The organism is Streptomyces sp. YGL11-2, from assembly GCF_050054615.1.
In the GTDB taxonomy this organism is placed as follows: domain Bacteria; phylum Actinomycetota; class Actinomycetes; order Streptomycetales; family Streptomycetaceae; genus Streptomyces.
Genome location: NZ_JBNHIN010000026.1, coordinates 1 through 17,951 on the forward strand (window position 1 = coordinate 1; position 17,951 = coordinate 17,951).

General features: G+C 65.7%; 21 protein-coding genes and 2 pseudogenes. 8 read left to right on the forward strand and 15 right to left on the reverse strand.

Annotation, left to right across the window (positions count from 1 at the left end; translation table 11 throughout):
* A partial coding sequence (locus tag ACO1BR_RS26350; protein WP_426797688.1) for an aldehyde dehydrogenase family protein occupies nt 1-158 on the forward strand: 158 nt, incomplete at its 5' end.
* Between the two features lie 185 nt (nt 159-343).
* Here ACO1BR_RS26350 and ACO1BR_RS26355 read toward each other — a convergent pair.
* The 6 genes from ACO1BR_RS26355 to ACO1BR_RS26380 all read right to left on the reverse strand — a co-directional run bounded on the left by ACO1BR_RS26355 (nt 344) and on the right by ACO1BR_RS26380 (nt 6,025).
* Nucleotides 344-541: an SDR family NAD(P)-dependent oxidoreductase gene (locus ACO1BR_RS26355; RefSeq protein WP_426797689.1), complete on the reverse strand. Its 198-nt coding sequence runs from the start codon at nt 539-541 to the stop codon at nt 344-346.
* Nucleotides 542-747: 206 nt separating this feature from the next.
* Nucleotides 748-882, reverse strand: coding sequence for an SDR family NAD(P)-dependent oxidoreductase (locus ACO1BR_RS26360; protein ID WP_426797584.1), 135 nt, complete (start codon nt 880-882; stop codon nt 748-750).
* Nucleotides 883-888: 6 nt separating this feature from the next.
* Nucleotides 889-2,061, reverse strand: a complete 1,173-nt coding sequence (locus ACO1BR_RS26365; RefSeq protein ID WP_426797585.1) for an MAB_1171c family putative transporter — start codon at nt 2,059-2,061, stop codon at nt 889-891.
* Nucleotides 2,051-2,572, reverse strand: a complete 522-nt coding sequence (locus ACO1BR_RS26370) for a hypothetical protein (RefSeq protein ID WP_426797586.1) — start codon at nt 2,570-2,572, stop codon at nt 2,051-2,053. Before ACO1BR_RS26370 ends, ACO1BR_RS26365 begins: the two co-directional genes overlap by 11 nt.
* A 119-nt stretch (nt 2,573-2,691) precedes the next feature.
* Nucleotides 2,692-3,174 (reverse strand): hypothetical protein, encoded by a 483-nt coding sequence (locus ACO1BR_RS26375; RefSeq protein WP_426797587.1) that lies wholly within the window; start codon nt 3,172-3,174, stop codon nt 2,692-2,694.
* 73 nt (nt 3,175-3,247) lie between these two features.
* Nucleotides 3,248-6,025 (reverse strand): IS1634 family transposase, encoded by a 2,778-nt coding sequence (locus tag ACO1BR_RS26380; RefSeq protein ID WP_426797690.1) that lies wholly within the window; start codon nt 6,023-6,025, stop codon nt 3,248-3,250.
* 135 nt (nt 6,026-6,160) lie between these two features.
* On the opposite strand from ACO1BR_RS26380, the gene ACO1BR_RS26385 reads away from it, so the two are divergent.
* Nucleotides 6,161-7,252, forward strand: coding sequence for a LuxR C-terminal-related transcriptional regulator (locus tag ACO1BR_RS26385; RefSeq protein WP_426797588.1), 1,092 nt, complete (start codon nt 6,161-6,163; stop codon nt 7,250-7,252).
* A 646-nt stretch (nt 7,253-7,898) separates the two neighbouring features.
* Here ACO1BR_RS26385 and ACO1BR_RS26390 read toward each other — a convergent pair.
* The 9 genes and pseudogenes from ACO1BR_RS26390 to ACO1BR_RS26430 form a co-directional block, all read right to left on the reverse strand.
* A complete protein-coding gene (locus tag ACO1BR_RS26390; protein WP_426797589.1) occupies nt 7,899-8,201 on the reverse strand; it encodes an IS3 family transposase in 303 nt (100 codons plus the stop codon).
* A gap of 120 nt (nt 8,202-8,321) precedes the next feature.
* Nucleotides 8,322-8,576: pseudogene (locus ACO1BR_RS26395) on the reverse strand (hypothetical protein); the annotation flags it as partial.
* Between the two features lie 253 nt (nt 8,577-8,829).
* Complete coding sequence (locus ACO1BR_RS26400; protein WP_426797590.1) at nt 8,830-9,243, reverse strand: PPOX class F420-dependent oxidoreductase; 414 nt, start codon at nt 9,241-9,243, stop codon at nt 8,830-8,832.
* A gap of 58 nt (nt 9,244-9,301) precedes the next feature.
* Nucleotides 9,302-9,703, reverse strand: coding sequence for a hypothetical protein (locus ACO1BR_RS26405; protein ID WP_426797591.1), 402 nt, complete (start codon nt 9,701-9,703; stop codon nt 9,302-9,304).
* Nucleotides 9,704-9,900: 197 nt separating this feature from the next.
* Nucleotides 9,901-10,260, reverse strand: coding sequence for a MerR family transcriptional regulator (locus ACO1BR_RS26410; RefSeq protein ID WP_426797592.1), 360 nt, complete (start codon nt 10,258-10,260; stop codon nt 9,901-9,903).
* A 157-nt stretch (nt 10,261-10,417) separates the two neighbouring features.
* The gene (locus ACO1BR_RS26415) at nt 10,418-10,741 is read right to left on the reverse strand and encodes a hypothetical protein (protein WP_426797700.1); all 324 of its coding nucleotides are present in this window, start codon (nt 10,739-10,741) and stop codon (nt 10,418-10,420) included.
* Complete coding sequence (locus tag ACO1BR_RS26420) at nt 10,699-10,989, reverse strand: IS3 family transposase (protein ID WP_426797691.1); 291 nt, start codon at nt 10,987-10,989, stop codon at nt 10,699-10,701. Before ACO1BR_RS26420 ends, ACO1BR_RS26415 begins: the two co-directional genes overlap by 43 nt.
* 162 nt (nt 10,990-11,151) lie before the next feature.
* A complete protein-coding gene (locus tag ACO1BR_RS26425; RefSeq protein WP_426797593.1) occupies nt 11,152-11,481 on the reverse strand; it encodes a transposase in 330 nt (109 codons plus the stop codon).
* A 409-nt stretch (nt 11,482-11,890) separates the two neighbouring features.
* Nucleotides 11,891-12,091: a hypothetical protein gene (locus tag ACO1BR_RS26430; protein ID WP_426797594.1), complete on the reverse strand. Its 201-nt coding sequence runs from the start codon at nt 12,089-12,091 to the stop codon at nt 11,891-11,893.
* Between the two features lie 517 nt (nt 12,092-12,608).
* Between ACO1BR_RS26430 and ACO1BR_RS26435 the strand changes: the two are divergent.
* The 6 genes and pseudogenes from ACO1BR_RS26435 to ACO1BR_RS26460 form a co-directional block, all read left to right on the forward strand.
* Nucleotides 12,609-12,752: pseudogene (locus ACO1BR_RS26435) on the forward strand (IS256 family transposase); the annotation flags it as partial.
* A 246-nt stretch (nt 12,753-12,998) separates the two neighbouring features.
* A complete protein-coding gene (locus ACO1BR_RS26440) occupies nt 12,999-14,246 on the forward strand; it encodes an aspartate kinase (RefSeq protein ID WP_426797595.1) in 1,248 nt (415 codons plus the stop codon).
* 111 nt (nt 14,247-14,357) lie between these two features.
* Nucleotides 14,358-15,464 carry a 3-dehydroquinate synthase II family protein gene (locus tag ACO1BR_RS26445; RefSeq protein WP_426797596.1) on the forward strand — a complete coding sequence of 369 codons (1,107 nt, stop codon included), beginning with the start codon at nt 14,358-14,360 and terminating at the stop codon, nt 15,462-15,464.
* 29 nt (nt 15,465-15,493) lie between these two features.
* A complete protein-coding gene (locus ACO1BR_RS26450; RefSeq protein WP_426797597.1) occupies nt 15,494-15,850 on the forward strand; it encodes a hypothetical protein in 357 nt (118 codons plus the stop codon).
* 709 nt (nt 15,851-16,559) lie between these two features.
* Entirely contained in the window at nt 16,560-17,387 is an 828-nt protein-coding gene (locus tag ACO1BR_RS26455) for a 2-amino-3,7-dideoxy-D-threo-hept-6-ulosonate synthase (RefSeq protein ID WP_426797598.1), read from the forward strand.
* 137 nt (nt 17,388-17,524) lie between these two features.
* On the forward strand, nt 17,525-17,800 hold the full coding sequence (locus tag ACO1BR_RS26460) for a hypothetical protein (protein ID WP_426797599.1): 276 nt from the start codon (nt 17,525-17,527) through the stop codon (nt 17,798-17,800).
* Nucleotides 17,801-17,951: the final 151 nt, after the last annotated feature.

Consider the following 17,951-nt stretch of genomic DNA (forward strand, 5'->3'; position numbering starts at 1 on the left):
CCTTTGCGCGATCGATGGAGTGCGGCCAGGTGACGGTTAACGGCGGGGCGTACAACCCGCTCGCCCCCTTCGGTGGCCATAAGCAATCAGGTGTCGGGCGAGAACTCGGCAAGTACGGGCTCAGGGAATTTCTCCAGACAAAGTCGCTGCAACTCTGACAGTGATGATGTACCTGATGACGCCGCTGGCGGGCCTGCCCCGAACTCTCACTGAACCCTCCCTTTTCATCCCATGACGGAAGGGGCGGAAGGGTGAAAGGAACAGGTCAGGTGGGGTGACGTGGCGAAGCCCCTTGTTGTTGGTGTGGTGATTCCACTCGGCACACAGCCTCCAAGGGGCTTCGTCAGTTCCTTGCCCTGCCACGCTCGATGTCCCGTACGAGCCGGTTGAGCACATCTCCAGGCTCGACGAAGCTGGTGATCCATGCCTTCGCGGCACCGTATGTACCGGTGGGCAGCAGACCGGCCACGGAGGAAACATTGAGGATGGCACCTCGCTTCCGGCTGGTCATGCCCGGAACGGCCGCGTGGGTGAGGCGCAGGGGAACGCGGCCAGGAGGTCCGGCATCCGTTCCTCGTCATCGACCGGGTTGCGGGGGAATGGAGCCGGGAGTCCGAAGCCGGCGTTGTTCACGAGCACGTTGATGGGACGTGCCGACAACGCCAAGCGCTCCTCGACCGTGCGGCACTGCGCCGGGTCGAGGAGGTCTGCCGGCAGGACTTCCACAGTGATGCTGACCCGCGTTCGTCATTCGTCTGCGATGCATTCCAAGCGGCCCTTGTCTCGTGCGACCAGCACGAGGTCGCACCCCCTGCCCCCCAACCGTCGGGCGAAGGCGGCACCAATGCCCGCGGTCGCTCCAGTGGTCAAGATGGTGGTCATCGCTGCTCACTTCCTGTCGGATGCGTTCGGATGGATGGCGAAGTTCCGGGCTGGAGCCGAGGCGTAAGCTCGCGCCATGTCGAGAAGGAACGCCTTCTCGCTTTCGAGGTCGCCGTTGTCGAAGCTGACGAGACCGCTGGCGGACTGCTGGTGAGGCCGGCCGGCGAGCTTGGCGCTGCGCGCCCCCCTCATGACACACGCGAGCACCGTCGCATCGACCTTGTCGTGAGCGACCCCCACAGCGGCCACACGCCGACGTGCGCGGGCCCACGCACAGGCGGGCACATAGTCGTTGAGATCGAGGATGGCATCCCGGGTCTCGATGATTTTGCGGTAAGCCAGCAGCCGCCAGGATGCCTGCGGCCACACGATCTCCAACAGTCGGTGGCGGGGTTTGATGAACGCGACGTTCGGCACGGCCTGTACCAGGTCGCGCCACAGTGGCCACAGGTGCCAGATGGTGCAGATCTCCGCGACGGCGCCCTGCATGGCCCACAGCGAGGGCGCCAGGAGGGCGATCGCGCGTAGCAGCCCGTGCAAGTCCATGACGTATGGGAGGTACGGCAGCAGCCTATCGGTGTGGAACAGCAGGTTGATGAGCTGGCAGAACCAGCATAAGCAGGAGAGCGCGGTGCCGATTCCGAACATCCGTAAGCTCGCCTTCAGGACGGGGTTGGCTGTGCGTCTGCTGTACTGGCGACACAGGGAGGTGCAGGAGATGTCCGCGGCGAGATGGTCCACAACCAATACGATCCAATAGGCAGTGGAGGGAGTAGGCGCACCGCCTGTTACGGCGTGTTCCTGGTGCGGTGGAACGAGGGAATCCAGGACCAGCAGGGACACCATTGCCAGGCTCGTCACGAAGCACACGCCCAGACGTAATCGGCGGCCGCCGGCGGCCGTCGAGACGAAGTACAGCACTGCGCCCGACGAGAGCACTCCGCTCATGTTCCGTGCCAGAGCGATGGCGTGGACCCCTCCAGTGGCCTGGAGGGCGAGCTGGGTCGCGGCGGGGAGCGTGAGCGTCATGGCCACCGCAGCGGTGACCACGGCCAACCACAGTCCGCGCTGCTCAGGGGTGCGCAGGGCGGCGGAGGCACGTAGGGTCAGAGCCAGCCACAGGCAGCCCACGCAGATGTAGTCGAACCAGCCCAGCGCGTTGGAGGGTTCAGCGTTCATCCGCGGCACGCGCCCCCAGCGCGGCTTCCAACCGGCCCAGCACACCGTGCGGAGCTCTGGCGGCGGACTGTGAAGCGCGGATGCTCAGCAGACTGGCAAGCATCTCCGCCTCCTGCTCCTGACGGTTGGTGTAGCTGGCGCGGCCAAGCAGCCGTTGCACCAACTGCGGGCTCAGATCGGGGAGCAGGGCCTGAGGAGCCGCGCCTTGGACCAGGTCCGTGCCGCGGTGGTCGAACAGCATGTGCCCGATCTCATGCAGCAGGATGTGCTCTTGGTGCACTCGGCTGGTGCGCTGCTCGAAAAAGATGTGGTCGTCAGTCTCGGTGGCGAGCCACATGCCGCAGATGCTGTTCCGGGCGGCCTGTTCTGGCAGCGGATGCAGATGCAACGGACGTCTGCGCTGTGCGGACAGCTCCTGGCGCAAAGCATCGATGGTGAAGGGGCGTGGCAGACTGAGTTGGCTCAGAGCCGACTGGCAACGCTGATGTAATCGAGCGTACTTTTTCAGCATGCGTCTCCCAATAGCCTGCTGTGGGGAAGACCGGTCGCTGTCGGGGCGCGTGCGATCCGGAACGTCAGTGACATAACAACGGACCCGGCCCGCCCGGGCATTCCGTAGGGAACGCTGCCTCACTCATGGGATCCGGCTGTGGGGGGATTCGGGTGGTTCATCGCCGAGAGGTTTTGCAGTTTGCGGGCCTCCTCGACCATAGTGAGCAGGGCGTCCAGACTGGCAGGTGAGAGCCCTTCGGCGCGCAGCGCCAGGCTGCGAATCTTGGTGTCGCGCAGTGCGGTGGCCAGCTTCAGTTGGGCATTGATCCGTTCCGACACCTCGTCGTTGAGGAAGTATTCGGGTGGTACCCCGAAGAACTGCGCAAGAATGTCCAGCTGTTCCAGCGTGATGTTGCGTTTCTTTCCGGTGGCCAGTTCCCAGAGATAGGTGGCAGAGATGGTGCCTCCGGTTGTCTCGCGGATCTCCTTGGCGAGTCGCGCGTAACCGGGGCGGGTGCGTTCGTCGGGATAGAGCGTCTCGATCAGCTTGTTGAGGCGCTGCTCGAGTTGCAGCAGCAGCGGACGGTCGTCCTCGCCGCGTTCCGATCCGTTACTGCGCATCTCTCGCCCTTCTCAACAGAGGTCTCCCAACGGAGGCAGGAGCCAACCCGGCGTCTGCCAAGAGGGAAAGAGTCTAGCCCTGCCAATGGCGTTGCCTCAGGGAAGCTACCCTGGCGCATCGGCCACCTCGCGGCGGGGGTGTGCCCCCTGCTGGGGCAGTGCGGCGGGCGGACGTCAGAGCGGGCAGGCAGCAGGCTGACAGGACGGCCAGGAACGCCTGGTAGAGCGCCACCGGCCACAGCGAGCCGTGCCCCACCGTGACCAGGGTCTGGGCCAGGGCCGGCGCCGTGCCCCCGAACACCACACCAGCCAACTGCTGGGCCAAGGAGATCGCGGTGTAGCGCACCCGGACCGGGAAGGCATCGACGAGCAGGGCCGCGACCACCGCGTAGACGACGGCGCTGGCGGACTCCAACGCGCACACCCCCACCGCGATCCGGACCAGCGAACCGCTCCCCAGGGCCAGCACGGTGAGCGGCACCGCGAGCAAGTACAGAGCCAGCCCCAGGGCGCAGATCCGTGCGGCCCCCAAGCGCTGGGCGGTGACCGCGGCGACGGGCTGGACCAGGAACCGGGTAACTGCCGCGCACAGCACCATGCCCAGCACTTTCTCCCGGGGAAAGCCGATGTGCACGGTCGCCCAGGACAGCACGAAGGTGCCGGCCAGATACGTCCCGGCAACCGGAACAGCGCAGGCCCCGACGCACACCGCCATCTTCGGGAAGTGCCGCTGCAAGGTGTCGCGCAACGGGGCGGGCGCCACCCGCCCCTGCGCCGACAGTCCCTCGAACTCCGGGGATTCGGGCACCTTCAGCCGTATCACCAGGCCGACGGCCATGAGGGCGGTGGAGAGCAGGAAGGGGACCCGCCAGCCCCAGGCCAGGAATGCGCCGTCGCCCAGTCGCGAGAACGGGATGAAGACCGCGCTGGTCAGGATTGAGGCCAGCGGGGTCCCTTGCTGCACCATGGCCGTCAGGATCACCCGGCGTCCCTGCGGCGCGTGCTCACCGGCCAGCAGCACCGCGCCGCCCCACTCGCCGCCCACTGCGATCCCTTGGACGAGCCGCAGGACGCACAGCAGCACCGGAGCGGTGATCCCCGCCTCGTCGTAACGAGGCAGCAGTCCGATGCCCGCGGTAGACGCCCCCATCAGCAGAAGTGTCCCCACCAGACTGCGTTTTCGTCCTAACCGGTCCCCGAAATGGCCGAATAGCGCTGCACCGACAGGGCGGCCCAGAAAGCCAACCCAGAACGTCGCGAACGATGCCAGCAGGCCGGTGGCTTGCGGCGCTCCGGGAAAGAACAACTCTGGAAAGACCAGGCTGGATGCCGTGGAGAAGACGAAGAAGTCGTACCACTCGACCGTGGTTCCCACCAGGCCGGCGAGTCCCGCCTTGTGGGCGGGGGACAGCCAGGGGCGTCCAGTAGGTGTGCGCGGGGTCCGGCGCATCATGCTCCAAGGGATCACTGTGAGGGGAGGGTTGTTCGTAACGGGGTAACTCATCAGCAGCATGCGGACGCGGCGACTAGTGCAACGGAGCGGCGGGTAGCACCTGGCCTGATCGCGAACTGTCTTTCTCAGCGGATGACTTGACGGTATATCGTCCGCTCGGTAGCGTCCGGGGCTGTCTCGGGTCGCACGACCCCCCCGTGTATTGCACCCGTTGCCGCACCGCGTACGGGCGCGGGAGCACCGACGTGTCAGCACACGGTCCACTAGTCCCGTTCTTCGCAGGTGGGGATGGATGAAGCTAAGTGCCGAGGTCTGGTCGAATCCACGTTCAATAGTTGGAGTAGTCGTGCTTGGATGCCTTGCGAGCGGGACCTGCGGTGGGTCAGTGCTGTTGCCGGGGATGAGCTGGAGCCGACCGAGAGCGGTGAAGATCAGTCGGCCGGTGGGGCGGCTGGCGCGGTTGTCGGTGCGGAAGCCGCGGAGCTTGCGATCAGGTCCCAGGGCATAGCGGACCGGCTGTTCGACCAGGCAAAAGATCAGCAGAGCCAGGCGGATCACGGTGACCAGAGAGGCGATGCGCCAGTTGCGTTCGAGGAACACGGGTGCAACCGCGAGTGGGCCTTTGAAGTCGCTGTAGTGGCGCTCGACGACCTGCTGGCCCTTATAGCGGATCAGGCCCTCAGGGGCATCGGCCTGGGCCGGATCGAGGTTGGCCAGCAGTGCGTACCAGCCGTTGGCTGCGGCCTCTGTCTCCAGGACCCGCTGGTCGAAGTGCCAGGCGAAGGCAGACTTGCCGGGGTCTGGGTCGGCGGTGATCCGGGTGTGGACGATGGCGTGGACTTTGCGGGCGCGCAGGATCTCGGCGGCGCGTTTGGCCACCGCCTCGGTGGCGGGACGGTGCTGGGCGCCGGCGGCGCGGGCCAGGGCGTTGAGGTCCTCGGCCGCTTTGGCGAGTCTGCGGGTGCGGGCGGCCTGCTGGTCGGCGGCGTTGGCGGTGGAGTGGACCAGCATCCGGCGCACGGGCAGGGCCGGATCGCTCTTGCGGCGGCCGGCCAAGGTCATGGTGTCTTCCCACACGCGATAGGTGCCGCGCTCTTGGGGTGGTTTGCCGGTGTCGCGGTCGGCGGTGTAGTCCACCGGGTCGGCCTGTGCCGGGTCCATGGAGACGAACAGCTCGGTGGGGCACAGCCTCTTGGCCAGCGGCGCAACGAAGGACACCCCTGCTGCGGTCATCGCGGCCACGTTGCCGTGCGACATCAGTTTGGAGTCGCCGACCAGCAAGAAGTCCCGTTCGGCAGCGATGCCTTTGAGTGCGGTCATGGCCGCGGTGACCTGGGCGACCTCGGCGGCTCCTGCCGGACCTGACCGGCCGGACCTGGAGAACGGTGCTCTGCTCAGCCTTGCGAGCGCCGCCGCACGTCAGCACCGTGCGGCGGTGCCGGGAAAGCTTGCGTTCTGCCGGTGGCGAGCCCCGCGGATTGCGGGTGCGCTGGCCTGCCGCAAGACGCCACACCCAACGAAAGGAATGCTGTCATGAGTGATTTCGGTGCGAACTGCAAGCACGTTAAGGGTGAAGCAGTAATGAATACCCTCTCAGGTGGACTCGGAAACTCTTACCCGGGAAGTGGTGATGGGGAGATGCTGCCCAGATGCGACGCTTCCCTCGGTGAACTCTTCGCCGAACAGGCTGCTCGCACACCTCACATCGCCGCCGTGGTCGACGAGGACTCAGGAACTTTCCTTTCCTATGCGGAAGTCGACCGAATATCCGACGGCATCGCCGATGCTCTCCGTGCCAAGCGGGGGAGGGCGAGTGAGTGGGTTTCCTTAGCGAACGAATCCAGCATGGGCAAGTTATTGGACCTGCTCGGCGTCCTTAAGGCGGGAATCAGCGTCCCCGCGCGCTATGTCACCATCATCTTGTGGATCGGTGAACTGGTGACGAGCGGACATCCCAAGACCTTGCTGTTGAACAAGGGCGTTACACTGGAGTCGTCCGAATATACACCGGCATGCTCGGCCTCGGAAGAGCACGGGCGCGAGGCGGACCGGCGCTCGCCGCGCTCGGACGCACCCCGGGCCGTCCGGCTCCCGCATGTGAATGTCGTCGACTCGGTCAGCTGCTCCCAGCACATCGAACGTGCCGCCCCGGCTGGGGCCGTCGACCCCAAGAGCCGTGTGCGGCACCTGGAGGGCGGGCATATGGCCACCCCGGTGAACCTAGGGCAGTTGGCGGGCCCCATCTCCGCCCCCCGGAGCCAGGGCCCGACGTTCCCTACGCACTCTCCGTCGGCCCTGCTGCAGAGCCCGCGCCGCACCCCCGTACTGGTACCCGTCTCGGACGAGACCGACGCCCAGCTGGAAGACCGGGCGATCGTGCCGCCCTACGCTACTGTGCCGGCGAAGATATGCGACCTGACTCGGGCCGAGACGGTCGTGGCCCGGCTGGTTGCAGAGGGGATGACCAACAAAGAGATAGCGGACCTCCTCGTGCTGTCGGTGCACACTGTGGGGACGCACGTCCGCAGTAGCTTCACCAAGCTCAACGTGACCAATCGTGTGGCACTGGCCCGAGAGATCATCCTCCACGACTGTGCCCAGCAATCTGCGATCGGCCTCTCGTGACGCCTCACAGCCGGAACGCCCCGGCCTTGTCCTTGAAGCTTCCCCGAGAATTGGGCACTCGAACTGTATGCCGCGAGGTCGTGTCGGTGCCGTTGCCGGGTTCCGGCCGGGGTGAGGTAGCCGAAGACCTTGTGCTTGTGCAGGCGGCGACGGTTGTAGAACGTTTCGATGAAGTTGAAGGCCTCGGCGCGGGCGGTGGCTCGATCAGTCCATACGCGGGTGCCGGTCTCTTCCTTGAGCAGGGCCCAGAAGCTTTCCGCGGCGGCATTGTCGAAGCGTGATCCGGTGCGTCCGCAGCTTTGCCGGTGGCCAAACTCGCGTATTACATACAGGAATTGGCTGCTGGTGTATTCGCTGCCGAGGTCCGAATGCACTATGCAGCCCGGGCCGGGGGGGGGGGNGCGTGATCCGGTGCGTCCGCAGCTTTGCCGGTGGCCAAACTCGCGTATTACATACAGGAATTGGCTGCTGGTGTATTCGCTGCCGAGGTCCGAATGCACTATGCAGCCCGGGCCGGAGATGGCCGCCGCCGGCGGCCATCTCCGGCGCGTCGACGACGAGGGCGGCGCGATGGTGGTCGGCCATCGAGTTGCCGACCACCTCGCGGGTGGCCAGGTCTAGCCAGCAGGCGAGATAGAGCCAGCCCTCACCGGTGGGCAGGGCGGTGATGTCGCCGTCCAGCTTGGTTCCTGGCAGGCCGGCGTGCAAGTCGCGGCCGATCAGGTCCGGGGCCGACTGGGCCTTCTTGTCCGGCCCTGTCAGCAAGCGCCGTTTGCGGCGACTGGCTCCGCGTATGCCCCGCTCGCGCGTGATGCTGGCGATGCGTTTGCGGTTCAAGTCCCAGGCGCCGCAGTTCGGCATGGACGCGCGGAACGCCGTAGGTCTGGCGGGAGGCGACGTGGATGACCGTGATCTCGTGGGCCAGGGCCTCGTCGGCAGCCTGCCGCATGGCCCAGGTCTTCGCCGCGGCGAGCCAGGCATAGAAGGAGGACCGGGCCCCCGCAGCAGCCTGCGCAGGAAAGCGACACCGTGGGTGGTCTTCTCTGCCTCGTGAACGCGTACGTGTCGTTTACCGGTCACTTTCCTTCGCGAAGAAGACCGCGGCTTTTCTCAGTTCCTCGATCGTCTTGGCCTGTTCGGCGGCGAGCTTACGCAGTCGCTTGAGCCCCTCGCGTTCGGTGGTGAGCTCGCCAGGGGTGCCCTCGCCCCGGTCGGCCTTGGCCTGGCGGTACCAACCGCGCAAGGACTCCGCACTGATGCCGAGCTCCCAAGTAGCCGCGTCTTCCCTCGTGGAGCTGACGAGCGCGATCGCCTCCCGCTTGAACTCCGTGGTGTATCAATTCGCGTATGTGTTTCCCACTTGGTGCTTCAGTCTCCAGGTGTCCACGATCAGGGGGAAGGTTCCCCCTGACACCCCCCTCTGAAGCACCAGCGGGGTGGGAGATGGCGAACGGGCAGGCACGGGACTCCCTTCGTGATCACCTGTCTTCGGCACCACGGTGATCACAGGTCCCGTGCCTGCTTCACTCCCCAACAACCCGCCTCACCACGGAACTTGCAAACGCCCAGGTGAGGGGCTACCCGAAGCAACGGAGGTAGTCGGGAGTGATCCGGACAATGAGGCGGCGCCCGTCGGTCGGATCGTGAGCGAACTTCGACATCCCGACATAGTCACGGGCCAGTCGATCGATTAAGCGATGGTCGACGTCCTCGTGAACGGCGTCCACGACACCGCGTAGCTCGATGTAGCGGTACGGGTTGCCGGGATCAGTCAGGCATACAGCGACTGCCGGGTCGCATAGCAAATTGCGGTACTTTTGCCTGTGGTCGGTGAGGCTGATGAGTAGTTGGTTCGCCTCGTCATCCCACTCGAACCAGGTCGGACTGACGTTTGGGGCGATGCGCGAACCACCGTGGCGCATGGTGGCTACGAACGCTAGGCCAGTGGACCGCAAGATATCGCGGTGGGTCTCGGGAATGTGCATGGTCATGCTGGCGCTGTTCCTCCAGTGTTGAGTAGTTCGGCCCGCTCAGCCCCTTCAATGAGATTCAAGATGTCGTGACCATCTCAGAGGCGTCCAAGCTTGCGGCAGCCGTGGCGGGATAGTGCAGCACGGCGAAAGTCATAATGGCGATGGTGACGAGACCGATTACAGCACCCGCGAGAAGCACCGTGGTGCCGCCGCTGAAGGCCAGCGCGGCACCGCCGAAGGCGCCGGCGAGAGAGACGCCAACATATTGGCCACGGGAGTTGAGAGCGACTGCTTCAGTGCCCGCATCCCCGTCCATCCGTAGGATGCGGGAGTTCATCGGTGGGTTGTTGCCCCAGGCGGACACGCACCACAGCGCGAGGAACACTGCCACCAGCCATGGCGGAGCATCACCGCCGGCGAAATATCCGGTCACCACGAGACCAGCGGTAGACAGCAGAACACCACCGAATGTGGCCATCAAGGTTCGGTCAATGCGCCAGCGGTCGGTGAGTCGTCCTGCGAGGAAGCTGCCAAGTACGCCGGAGGGCCCATGACAAGAATGAACGCCCCCACCGTGCCTGCTGTGTTGCCGGTGAGTGACTGTGTGATCGGAAGGCTCATGGACCGATTGTCGAACCCTGACGCTAGCGTCAAGGTCAAGGGTTGGAGCAGGTTTTACCGTCTGGTCCCGACCAGTTCCGCCAACCGTCGCGCCAACTGGTTGCGCACTTCAGTCAAACTGCGCACTCGCTCATCCACCACAGCGAGACGACGCTCGTACAAGGCAACGGCAGCCGAACAAGGCTCAGATCCCTGCAGATCGTCGTCTAAGCAATGCCCAACCTCGGCAACACTCGCCCCATCCAACCCTGAGTCCAGCAACGTACGGATGTTCCGCACACGAGCCACGGAGGCATCGTCGAAGACCCGGTATCCATTCGGCCCTCGACGAGACTCCAGCAAACCCAGCGACTCGTAGTAGCGGATCGCACGCACAGTCGTCCCACACCGTTGCGCCAGCTCACCGATCCTCATACGGGCACCCTAAATGATGCGCGCCAGCAGACGGCTAAGTGGGTCGGAAGAAGTTGGCTGTGGACGGAGTAGGTGTCGTGCGGGAGGGGCGTCGTGCCGAAGAGCTCACGTCGATCTGACCGATGATCAGCACCGGCACCTACATGCCCTGTTGATGTCATGGGACCAGACCCATTACACCCGGCAGTGCGCGGAGTGCATGCGCCTGCTGGATCGCGGCTAGACCGGCACGGAAGTTGCCAACCTGCTGGAGCGCCATCCGGTCACGGTCCGCGCCGCCGTCCACGGGCCTCGTCCCAAGGCCGGGTAGTTCGCCTTCTTGCGGGCCTTGCAAGGGAGTTGGCGACCATGTTCTTGCGGTGTAGAGGCCGGGGCCGATCTTGTGGATGAGGCCGTCGGTGGCCATCGACCAGCCGAGGACCCGGCGCGAGCGGATGTTCAGGACGCACGCGAGATACAGCCACGTGCCGCCGAGCTGCACATACGTGATGTTGCCGCACCACTTCTCGTCCAGGTGCCTGGCGGAGAACGGCGCTTGACGAGGTCCGGGGCCGGTGGTGCGAGCGGGTCGGGGATCGTGGTGCGCTTGCGACGCCGCAGATGCAGGCCCTGAAGGCCGTGCTTGCGCAGGAGGCGCTCGACGCGTTTGCGGTTCACGGTGTGTCCGAAGCCTCGGAGCTCCGCGTGCACGCGCTGCACTCCGTACCTGCCCTTGTGGCCGATGTGGATCTCGCGGATCCCCGCAACCCGGGCCTCGTCGGCGTCCTGCCGGACCTCACGGGCCTCCGCGCCGGCGACCCACCGGTAGAAGCCAGAGGACGAGACCTCAAGACCCGGCATATCCGCTGGATGCCGAGGTCGGCCCTGTGGAGATAAAGCCCCAACGGCGCCTCATGCCCTCATCTCCTTCGCGAAATATTGGGCCGCCCGGCGCAGGATCTCCCGCTCAGGTTCCCACTCCTTCTCCTTCTCGGCCCTGCGCAGCCGGCAGTTCTTCGCACGCAGCAGGGCCAGTTCCTCGTCCCTGCTCTCAGCGGCCTGCTCGCCGCTGCTGCCGCGGCCCGCCAGCTCGTCGGCCTGCCGCACCCACCTGCGCAGCGTCTCGCCGGTCACCCCGACATCCGCAGCGACCGCCGCATACGTACGCTTCCCACCCGCCGCGCGGTACAACGCCACCGCATCATTTCTGAACTCCGCCGGATACGGGGACTTACGTACCATTGCCGGGCTGCCCGATGCTCCGCGCCCGGTCGCCCGGCCAAGGCGCTTTGGGCCGAGGACGGGGCCGCGCTGGCCGAGCTGCTGGACACTCCTGCCCTATGCGGCTGGCTGCGCGAGCAGCGCGGGGTGGAGATCTCCCCGGACTGGCGGGCCAGGCTGCGCCGCGAGGGCTTCCGCTGGAAACGCACCCGCGACAGTGTGCGGCACACGGCTGACCCCGTCTTCCAGTAAGCCGCCCGGGCTCAGCTGTAGGACTTGCGGCCTTGCGACAGGAAGGCGACACCGGAGACCGGGACCTGTTTTTCCTGGGCCTATGTCGAGCTCGCGACTATACCGAGTGGTGCGTTTGCTGCCTTGGGACGACTGGCCTGAAGCCCGTGTTGCTCGGCATAGTTGAGGCGGTGCGACGTCAGTGGCGTTCGAGGAACACGAGGGCCATGTCGGTGGGTTGGTATCGGCCTGGCCGGGCAGTCACCGGCGTGGTGCGAGGGAGGGCTTGTTCCTTGATGGTCATGTCGGCGTGGACGTAGGCGTCGGTGGACCGAACACCGGCGTGACCGAGCCGGAGCGCCATAACTGTCATGTCAACTTCGGCCTGCAGCAACGACATTGCGCCACCGTGTGCAGGACGTGCGGATGGACTCACTCCTCCAGCAGGGACGGACAGACCTTCACGGCCGCAGACGCGGTGCTCAGGCGCTGGGCGACGGCGTCTCGGGTCAGGCGGGGTGCGGATGCAGAACAGCGGGTCGCTGCTCCTTCCGGCGCGCTCGTTGAGCCAGGAAGGCATCAGGTTCTGGAAGGGGCCGTCGAGCGGGCCGGTGCGCTGTTTGCGCCCCCGTCCCGAGACGCTGGTGATGGTGGGCAAGGTCAGCCGATGTAGATCCTCTCTCGGCTCGGGTGGTGGCGGTCAGGGCGTGATCGGTGGTGTCGTAGATCATCGCTGTGGAGGTGACGCGGGGCCAGGCAAGCGCGCTCGCCACGGTCGCACGGGGCGGTGGCGTGCCGGCGGCGCGGACCAGGAGCGCGGGCAGGTGGGGCAGGGGGCGACCCTCGCGCAGGTAGGTGTTGCCAGGGACTCAGGGTGCGGGGTGGTGGCGCTGGAGGCGCCATGGCGGCACCCCACCGCGGCAGCTGCCCTCGAGTGCGTCTACCTGGCGGTGATGAGCCTCGACCCCAGCGGCACTGGCCAAAAGCGCTGGACCACCCGCTGGAAGCGAGTTCTCCAAGCCTTCGGCATCGCCTTCGACGGCCGCCTCTCAGTAGCCCGAATCTGGACCTCCCGCCCAACTATCCACAACGCTGACAACTTGGCAGACCTGCCCTACGAAGACTCCCCTCCAGGCCGCCCCAAGGGCGGTCGGACGGCTCGGCCGCATGCGGCGGACCTTGTGCTTATCGAGCCCGCTCCCCGATATCGCGCATTTGTGTGATCCGCGAGGGGCGCTGCCTCCCATAGCGTGCAAGAGCGCGGGAAACGAGCGCCGGATGACCTCGAACACCTCGGACGGAGCAGAATGGATATCGCCATTCGGAAGTATGGAGGAAGCTCGCTGGCCACCGACCAGCAAGTCGCCTCCGCCGCGGAACAGGTGGCACAGGCACACGGCCAAGGGAAGTCGCTCGTTGTCGTTGTGTCTGCACGAGGGAAGAAGACGGACGAACTGGTGCAGTCCGCAGCGGGTTTGAGCCGTGTTCCCGACTCTCTTGAAATGGATAAACTACTCGCGACCGGTGAAATGGACTCGGCTGCCCTGTTCGCAATCGCCCTACGGAATCTAGGAGTTCCCGCAGAATCACTCTCCGGTGCACAGGCCGGATTGTGTGCGGTCGGCCGCTACGGTTCGGGATTCGTGTCGGAAGTAGATCCGGAGCCGCTGCGCAGTAGGCTGAATGCGGGCCGGGTCGCAGTGGTTTCCGGATTCCAAGCACTGAATCCCGAAGGAGAAACCATCACTTTGGGCCGGGGCGGCTCGGACATCTCGGCAGTCGCGCTGGCCGCCGGACACGGAACGCGGGTCTGTGAAATCTACACGGATGTCGACGGCGTGCACCGGGCAGACCCACGAGTGATTGCCGGAGCACCGCTTCTCACCCGGATCGATGCCGAAACCATGTCCGAGATGGCTTTCTCGGGAGCCGGGGTCATGCATGCAAGGGCCGTGGAACTCGCCGCCGTACACGGCATCGACGTCGTGGTACGCAATTCGGCCGATTGGACCAGGCAGACCACCATCGTGGGAAGGGACGCAGACGTGCCGGAATCAGGAGGGATCGAAGGGCGGGCCGGCGTGGTCGCCGTGACGCACGACCGGGCAGTCACCCAGGTCGTCGTCAGGGGTGGCGCCGGCGTGGCGGCACTCAACACCGTGGCGAGCATGCATATCCCCGTCGACTCCGTTATCTGGCCATCGGACCCCTCCGACGAACTGCACATGGCCTTCTGCATGCCCGACGCGGCACTTGAGGAAGTCCTCGCCGCAGTGGCAGGCGTGGTGCGTGCCGAAGGCGGTTCCGTCGAGACGAGGCGCTCGCTCGCCAAGGTGTCGTTGGTCGGCGTCGGACTGCTGAGCAGGCCAGGTACGACGATCGGCGCGCTGACCGCCCTGGGGGACCGCGAGATCGGAGCCCAGTGTGTCTCCGCGACCCAGGCCAGGACCACTTTCCTGGTGCCCCGGGCCCGCGTGGACGACGCCGTGGCGGCGCTTTACGAGGAGTTCCTGCTCGATCTCGACGAGAGCGGCCTGGAACTGATGAGCGCCTGACTGCGCGCCGGGTGCGTGGACGCAGAACCCTGCGCAGAAATGGGCGCAGAGCGCCGCACACCCAAGTGGTCGAAGAATTCCGCACACACAGACGGACCAGGAGACATCTCCATGAGCAAGATCAGTTGGCTGGACATCCGGACGGCGGGCGACGCGAAGGCCGCGATCCTCCAAGAGGCGATCCACCAGCGGGTTGAAGCCGTCCTCGCGGCTGACCCGGCGGATTTGGCCGAACTGCCGCCCACCGTCAAGAAGGTCCTCTTCCCGGTCGGGCGGCCGAGCCCCGAGGAGATCGCCGCGGTGGACGTCGTGATCGTGGACCCGAGGGTGCACGGCGCGGTCGAGACCTACGTGCTTGACCATTCCGGCACCGAGTTCGGCGAGTTCGTTGAGATCGTGGACGCCCCCTCCCTGGAGCAAGCGTGCAAGGCCGCGAGTTCCCGGAGCACCAGCCTGCTCCAGTTCCGCGACCCGACGAAGATCCCGCTGGAGATCGTGATCGCGGCCGCTGCGGCTGCCAGCGGTAGCATCATCACCGAGGCCAAAGACGTGGAGGAGGCCAAGATTATCTTCGGCGTCCTCGAACACGGCTCGGACGGCGTCCTGTTCGCACCGGGCAAGGTCGGCGACGTCACCGAACTCCGAGCCGCCGCCACCGAACAGCCGCCGGAGCTCGACCTGGTCGAGCTGGAGGTCGTACGCACCGAGCATGTCGGCATGGGCGAGCGGGCCTGCGTCGATACCTGCACCCACTTCAACAAGGACGAGGGCATCCTCGTGGGCTCACACTCGAAGGGGATGATCCTGTGCGTCAGTGAGACCCATCCGCTGCCGTACATGCCAACCCGCCCCTTCCGCGTGAACGCCGGAGCGATCCACTCCTACACGCTCTCCAAGGACGCCCGCACCAACTACCTCAGCGAGTTGAAGGCGGGCAGCAAGGTCCTGGCAGTCGATGTCAGGGGACAGACGCGCCTCGTTACCGTAGGCCGGGTCAAGATCGAGTCGCGCCCGCTGATCTCCGTGACCGCGAAGAGCGCCTCCGGGGTCGAGGTCAACCTCATCCTTCAGGACGACTGGCACGTCAGGGTCCTCGGCCCGAAGGGAGTCGTCCTGAACAGCACTGAGCTCAAGCCCGGCGACAAAGTGCTCGGCTACCTGCCTCGTGAGGACCGGCACGTCGGATACCCCATCGACGAGTTCTGCATAGAGCGCTGAGCAGGGCCCTCCCTTAGACAAGGAGCGTCATGTCCACCGAACGCGAGTCTGTCCTCGAGCTTCCCGTCGGCGAGGTCCCCGACGCGGAAGAGTTCGTCGCAGCGGCCATGGACTGGCACTTCAGCCCGGCCACGGGGTCCCCGTTCCGGCTGAAGCGGGCCAAGAGTCTCGACTTCGGCCCCAGGCAGGACGTACGCAGCTTCGATGGCCTGGCCCTCTTCCCCAACGTCACCAACGAACTCCGCGATGTTCGCGCGGGCGACCTCATACCCCGGGGCTACGGGGACCGCCCGGACGTTGTGGGGTTCTACGGGAGCGGCGGACCACCGGCCCTCTCCAAGCGCGTACCGCTTCTCGCGGACTGGGCCTACCGGATTGAGGCCTGAACCGCATGGAACATGGACCTGCGGGGAGGCCCTCAGGGGGTGGCTGGCTCGCGCTCGTCCCCACCGGACCGCACCTGTTCGGCGAACTGGTATGGCCGTAGGGCCAGCTGGGGGACGGGGTCGCCTTTACCGTCGACTTGGACTCGCGCTGGGTGAAGCAGTGCCTCGCCGCAGGCCGCACCGACGAGGCGGCGCGCTACGCCGACCACCTGGTGGAGCAGGCTGTATTCGTCCTGGAGCCGCAGGAGATCGGCGTCTTCGCAGCGACCCGCCGCTCCTGGAGCGCATGGCGGGCGCCGTGCGCGTGGGCAGTGCTCCTTTCGCCGAGGTCTACCAGGCGTTTGATTTCTCGTGGTACGACACGGTGGTCGACGTGGGGGGGCAACGGCACGTTCCTCTCGTTGGGCGTTGGAGGGTTTCAGCGAGTCCATGGCCCAGGAAATCGCCGAGTTCGGCATTCACGTGACGCTCGTCGAGCCGGGCGGCTACGCCACCCGACTGGAGCGGGGCTCCGCCGTTTGGACGGGCCCGCTCCCGGCCTACGACGGCAGTGGAGCGACCTCTCGCGAACCGACCAGGGCGTCTGAACGGCGTCGGCCACTGTGCACGCCGACTCTCCCGAAAATCGCATAAACGCGGGATGGCTCCCACCGACGGGAATGAGTGAGACTCGCGAAAGATAAACTAATCACAGGAAGGATGCGAAGAGATGCGCAACCACCGCGCTACTGCCGCTCACATACGTATGTGCCGACTCCATCGTTACGGCGACGACCGGCTGTTCATCGTTCCGCTGGACCACTCGGTAGCCGACGGTCCGATTCTCCCGGTGGATCAATTGGACCCGCTTATCGGGGCGCTCGCCGAAAACGGCGTTGATGCGGTCGTGCTGCACAAAGGGCGAGTGCCGTTCGTGGATCCCCGCCGCTTTACCGATATCGGACTCATCGTCCACCTGAGCGCCAGCACCATGCACGCGCGGGATCCCGACGCGAAGTACTTGGTCGCGAGTGTGGAGACCGCCGTGAGGCTGGCCGCCGACGCGGTGAGCGTCCATGTGAACCTGGGCTCGGACGACGAGAGCACACAGATCGCGGACCTGGGCGCGGTCGCCGACGCCTGCGCTGCCTGGAACATCCCGCTCCTGGCCATGATGTATCCGCGCGGTCCGCGCATCACCGATCCGCGTGACCCCACCCTGCTGGCGCACGCCGCCTCCCTCGCCACGGACCTCGGCGCGGACATCGTCAAGCTCCCCTGGGCACACAGCGCCGAGGAGATGAGCGATGTGGTGCGGCAGAGTTCCATCCCGGTGATCACCGCAGGGGGCCCTGCCGAACAGGATCCCTCCGGAATGCTGGCGCACGTATCGCGAATGCTGGACGGTGGAACCGCGGGTGTGGCAATGGGCCGGAACATATTCCAGGCTTCTGAGCCGGGGAAGGCCGCCCGCCGAGTAGCCGAAGTGGTCCATCCATCGCTCAGTTTCGACACGGAATTCAACACCGCTGGGTCAGTGCTCCTGACGCCGAGTTGAGATCCGTCATTGCTTGAGTCGAGTGAAGGCCCGCCCGCCCGGGGCACGCAGCCCCGTGTGGACTCGGTTGAACTACCGGTAGTGCCCCGGCAGTTACTACTTCGGCCCCCTTGTAAGGAGCACGGGATGTACGCGAGGTGCTGCACCAGCAAATCAATCTGGACAGCCAGCCGAACAAGGGGGCGGGGGCCGCACCGCACCATCCCTATCCGAATAAATCAGAACAACCACCAACGAGTTCCCGTATGAGACTGAGCTGGCTCGACACCCGGTCCCGTGACAATGATCTGCAACAAGCTGACATCGAAGAAGTCGTTCACCAGCGGGTCGACGCGATCGTCTCCGACGACCTGTCCTTGAGCGAAGACCGCCACGTCGGCTACCCCATCAACGAATTCTGCCTCGAAAAGTAACTTCCGTGGCGCTGCGCGCCGGAACCTTTCCCTGATCCTAATCCAGATGGAAGGAATCAGAGCCTGACAAGAGCAGGATAGCCGTACCGGCGATTGGGTCTGCCTAGGGCGCGCTTGCCGATGAGTAAGCACCTCGGTGCTTCTTGAATCT

Bases quoted from the DNA above. Each gene is read 5' to 3' on its own strand.
- ACO1BR_RS26360 (WP_426797584.1), bottom strand. From the start codon at position 882: ATGACCACCATCTTGACCACTGGAGCGACCGCGGGCATTGGTGCCGCC.
- ACO1BR_RS26365 (WP_426797585.1), bottom strand. From the start codon at position 2,061: ATGAACGCTGAACCCTCCAACGCGCTGGGCTGGTTCGACTACATCTGC.
- ACO1BR_RS26370 (WP_426797586.1), bottom strand. From the start codon at position 2,572: ATGCTGAAAAAGTACGCTCGATTACATCAGCGTTGCCAGTCGGCTCTG.
- ACO1BR_RS26375 (WP_426797587.1), bottom strand. From the start codon at position 3,174: ATGCGCAGTAACGGATCGGAACGCGGCGAGGACGACCGTCCGCTGCTG.
- ACO1BR_RS26385 (WP_426797588.1), top strand. From the start codon at position 6,161: ATGAGTGATTTCGGTGCGAACTGCAAGCACGTTAAGGGTGAAGCAGTA.
- ACO1BR_RS26390 (WP_426797589.1), bottom strand. From the start codon at position 8,201: ATGCGGCAGGCTGCCGACGAGGCCCTGGCCCACGAGATCACGGTCATC.
- ACO1BR_RS26400 (WP_426797590.1), bottom strand. From the start codon at position 9,243: ATGACCATGCACATTCCCGAGACCCACCGCGATATCTTGCGGTCCACT.
- ACO1BR_RS26405 (WP_426797591.1), bottom strand. From the start codon at position 9,703: ATGGCCACATTCGGTGGTGTTCTGCTGTCTACCGCTGGTCTCGTGGTG.
- ACO1BR_RS26410 (WP_426797592.1), bottom strand. From the start codon at position 10,260: ATGAGGATCGGTGAGCTGGCGCAACGGTGTGGGACGACTGTGCGTGCG.
- ACO1BR_RS26425 (WP_426797593.1), bottom strand. From the start codon at position 11,481: ATGGTACGTAAGTCCCCGTATCCGGCGGAGTTCAGAAATGATGCGGTG.
- ACO1BR_RS26430 (WP_426797594.1), bottom strand. From the start codon at position 12,091: ATGTCGTTGCTGCAGGCCGAAGTTGACATGACAGTTATGGCGCTCCGG.
- ACO1BR_RS26440 (WP_426797595.1), top strand. From the start codon at position 12,999: ATGGATATCGCCATTCGGAAGTATGGAGGAAGCTCGCTGGCCACCGAC.
- ACO1BR_RS26445 (WP_426797596.1), top strand. From the start codon at position 14,358: ATGAGCAAGATCAGTTGGCTGGACATCCGGACGGCGGGCGACGCGAAG.
- ACO1BR_RS26450 (WP_426797597.1), top strand. From the start codon at position 15,494: ATGTCCACCGAACGCGAGTCTGTCCTCGAGCTTCCCGTCGGCGAGGTC.
- ACO1BR_RS26455 (WP_426797598.1), top strand. From the start codon at position 16,560: ATGCGCAACCACCGCGCTACTGCCGCTCACATACGTATGTGCCGACTC.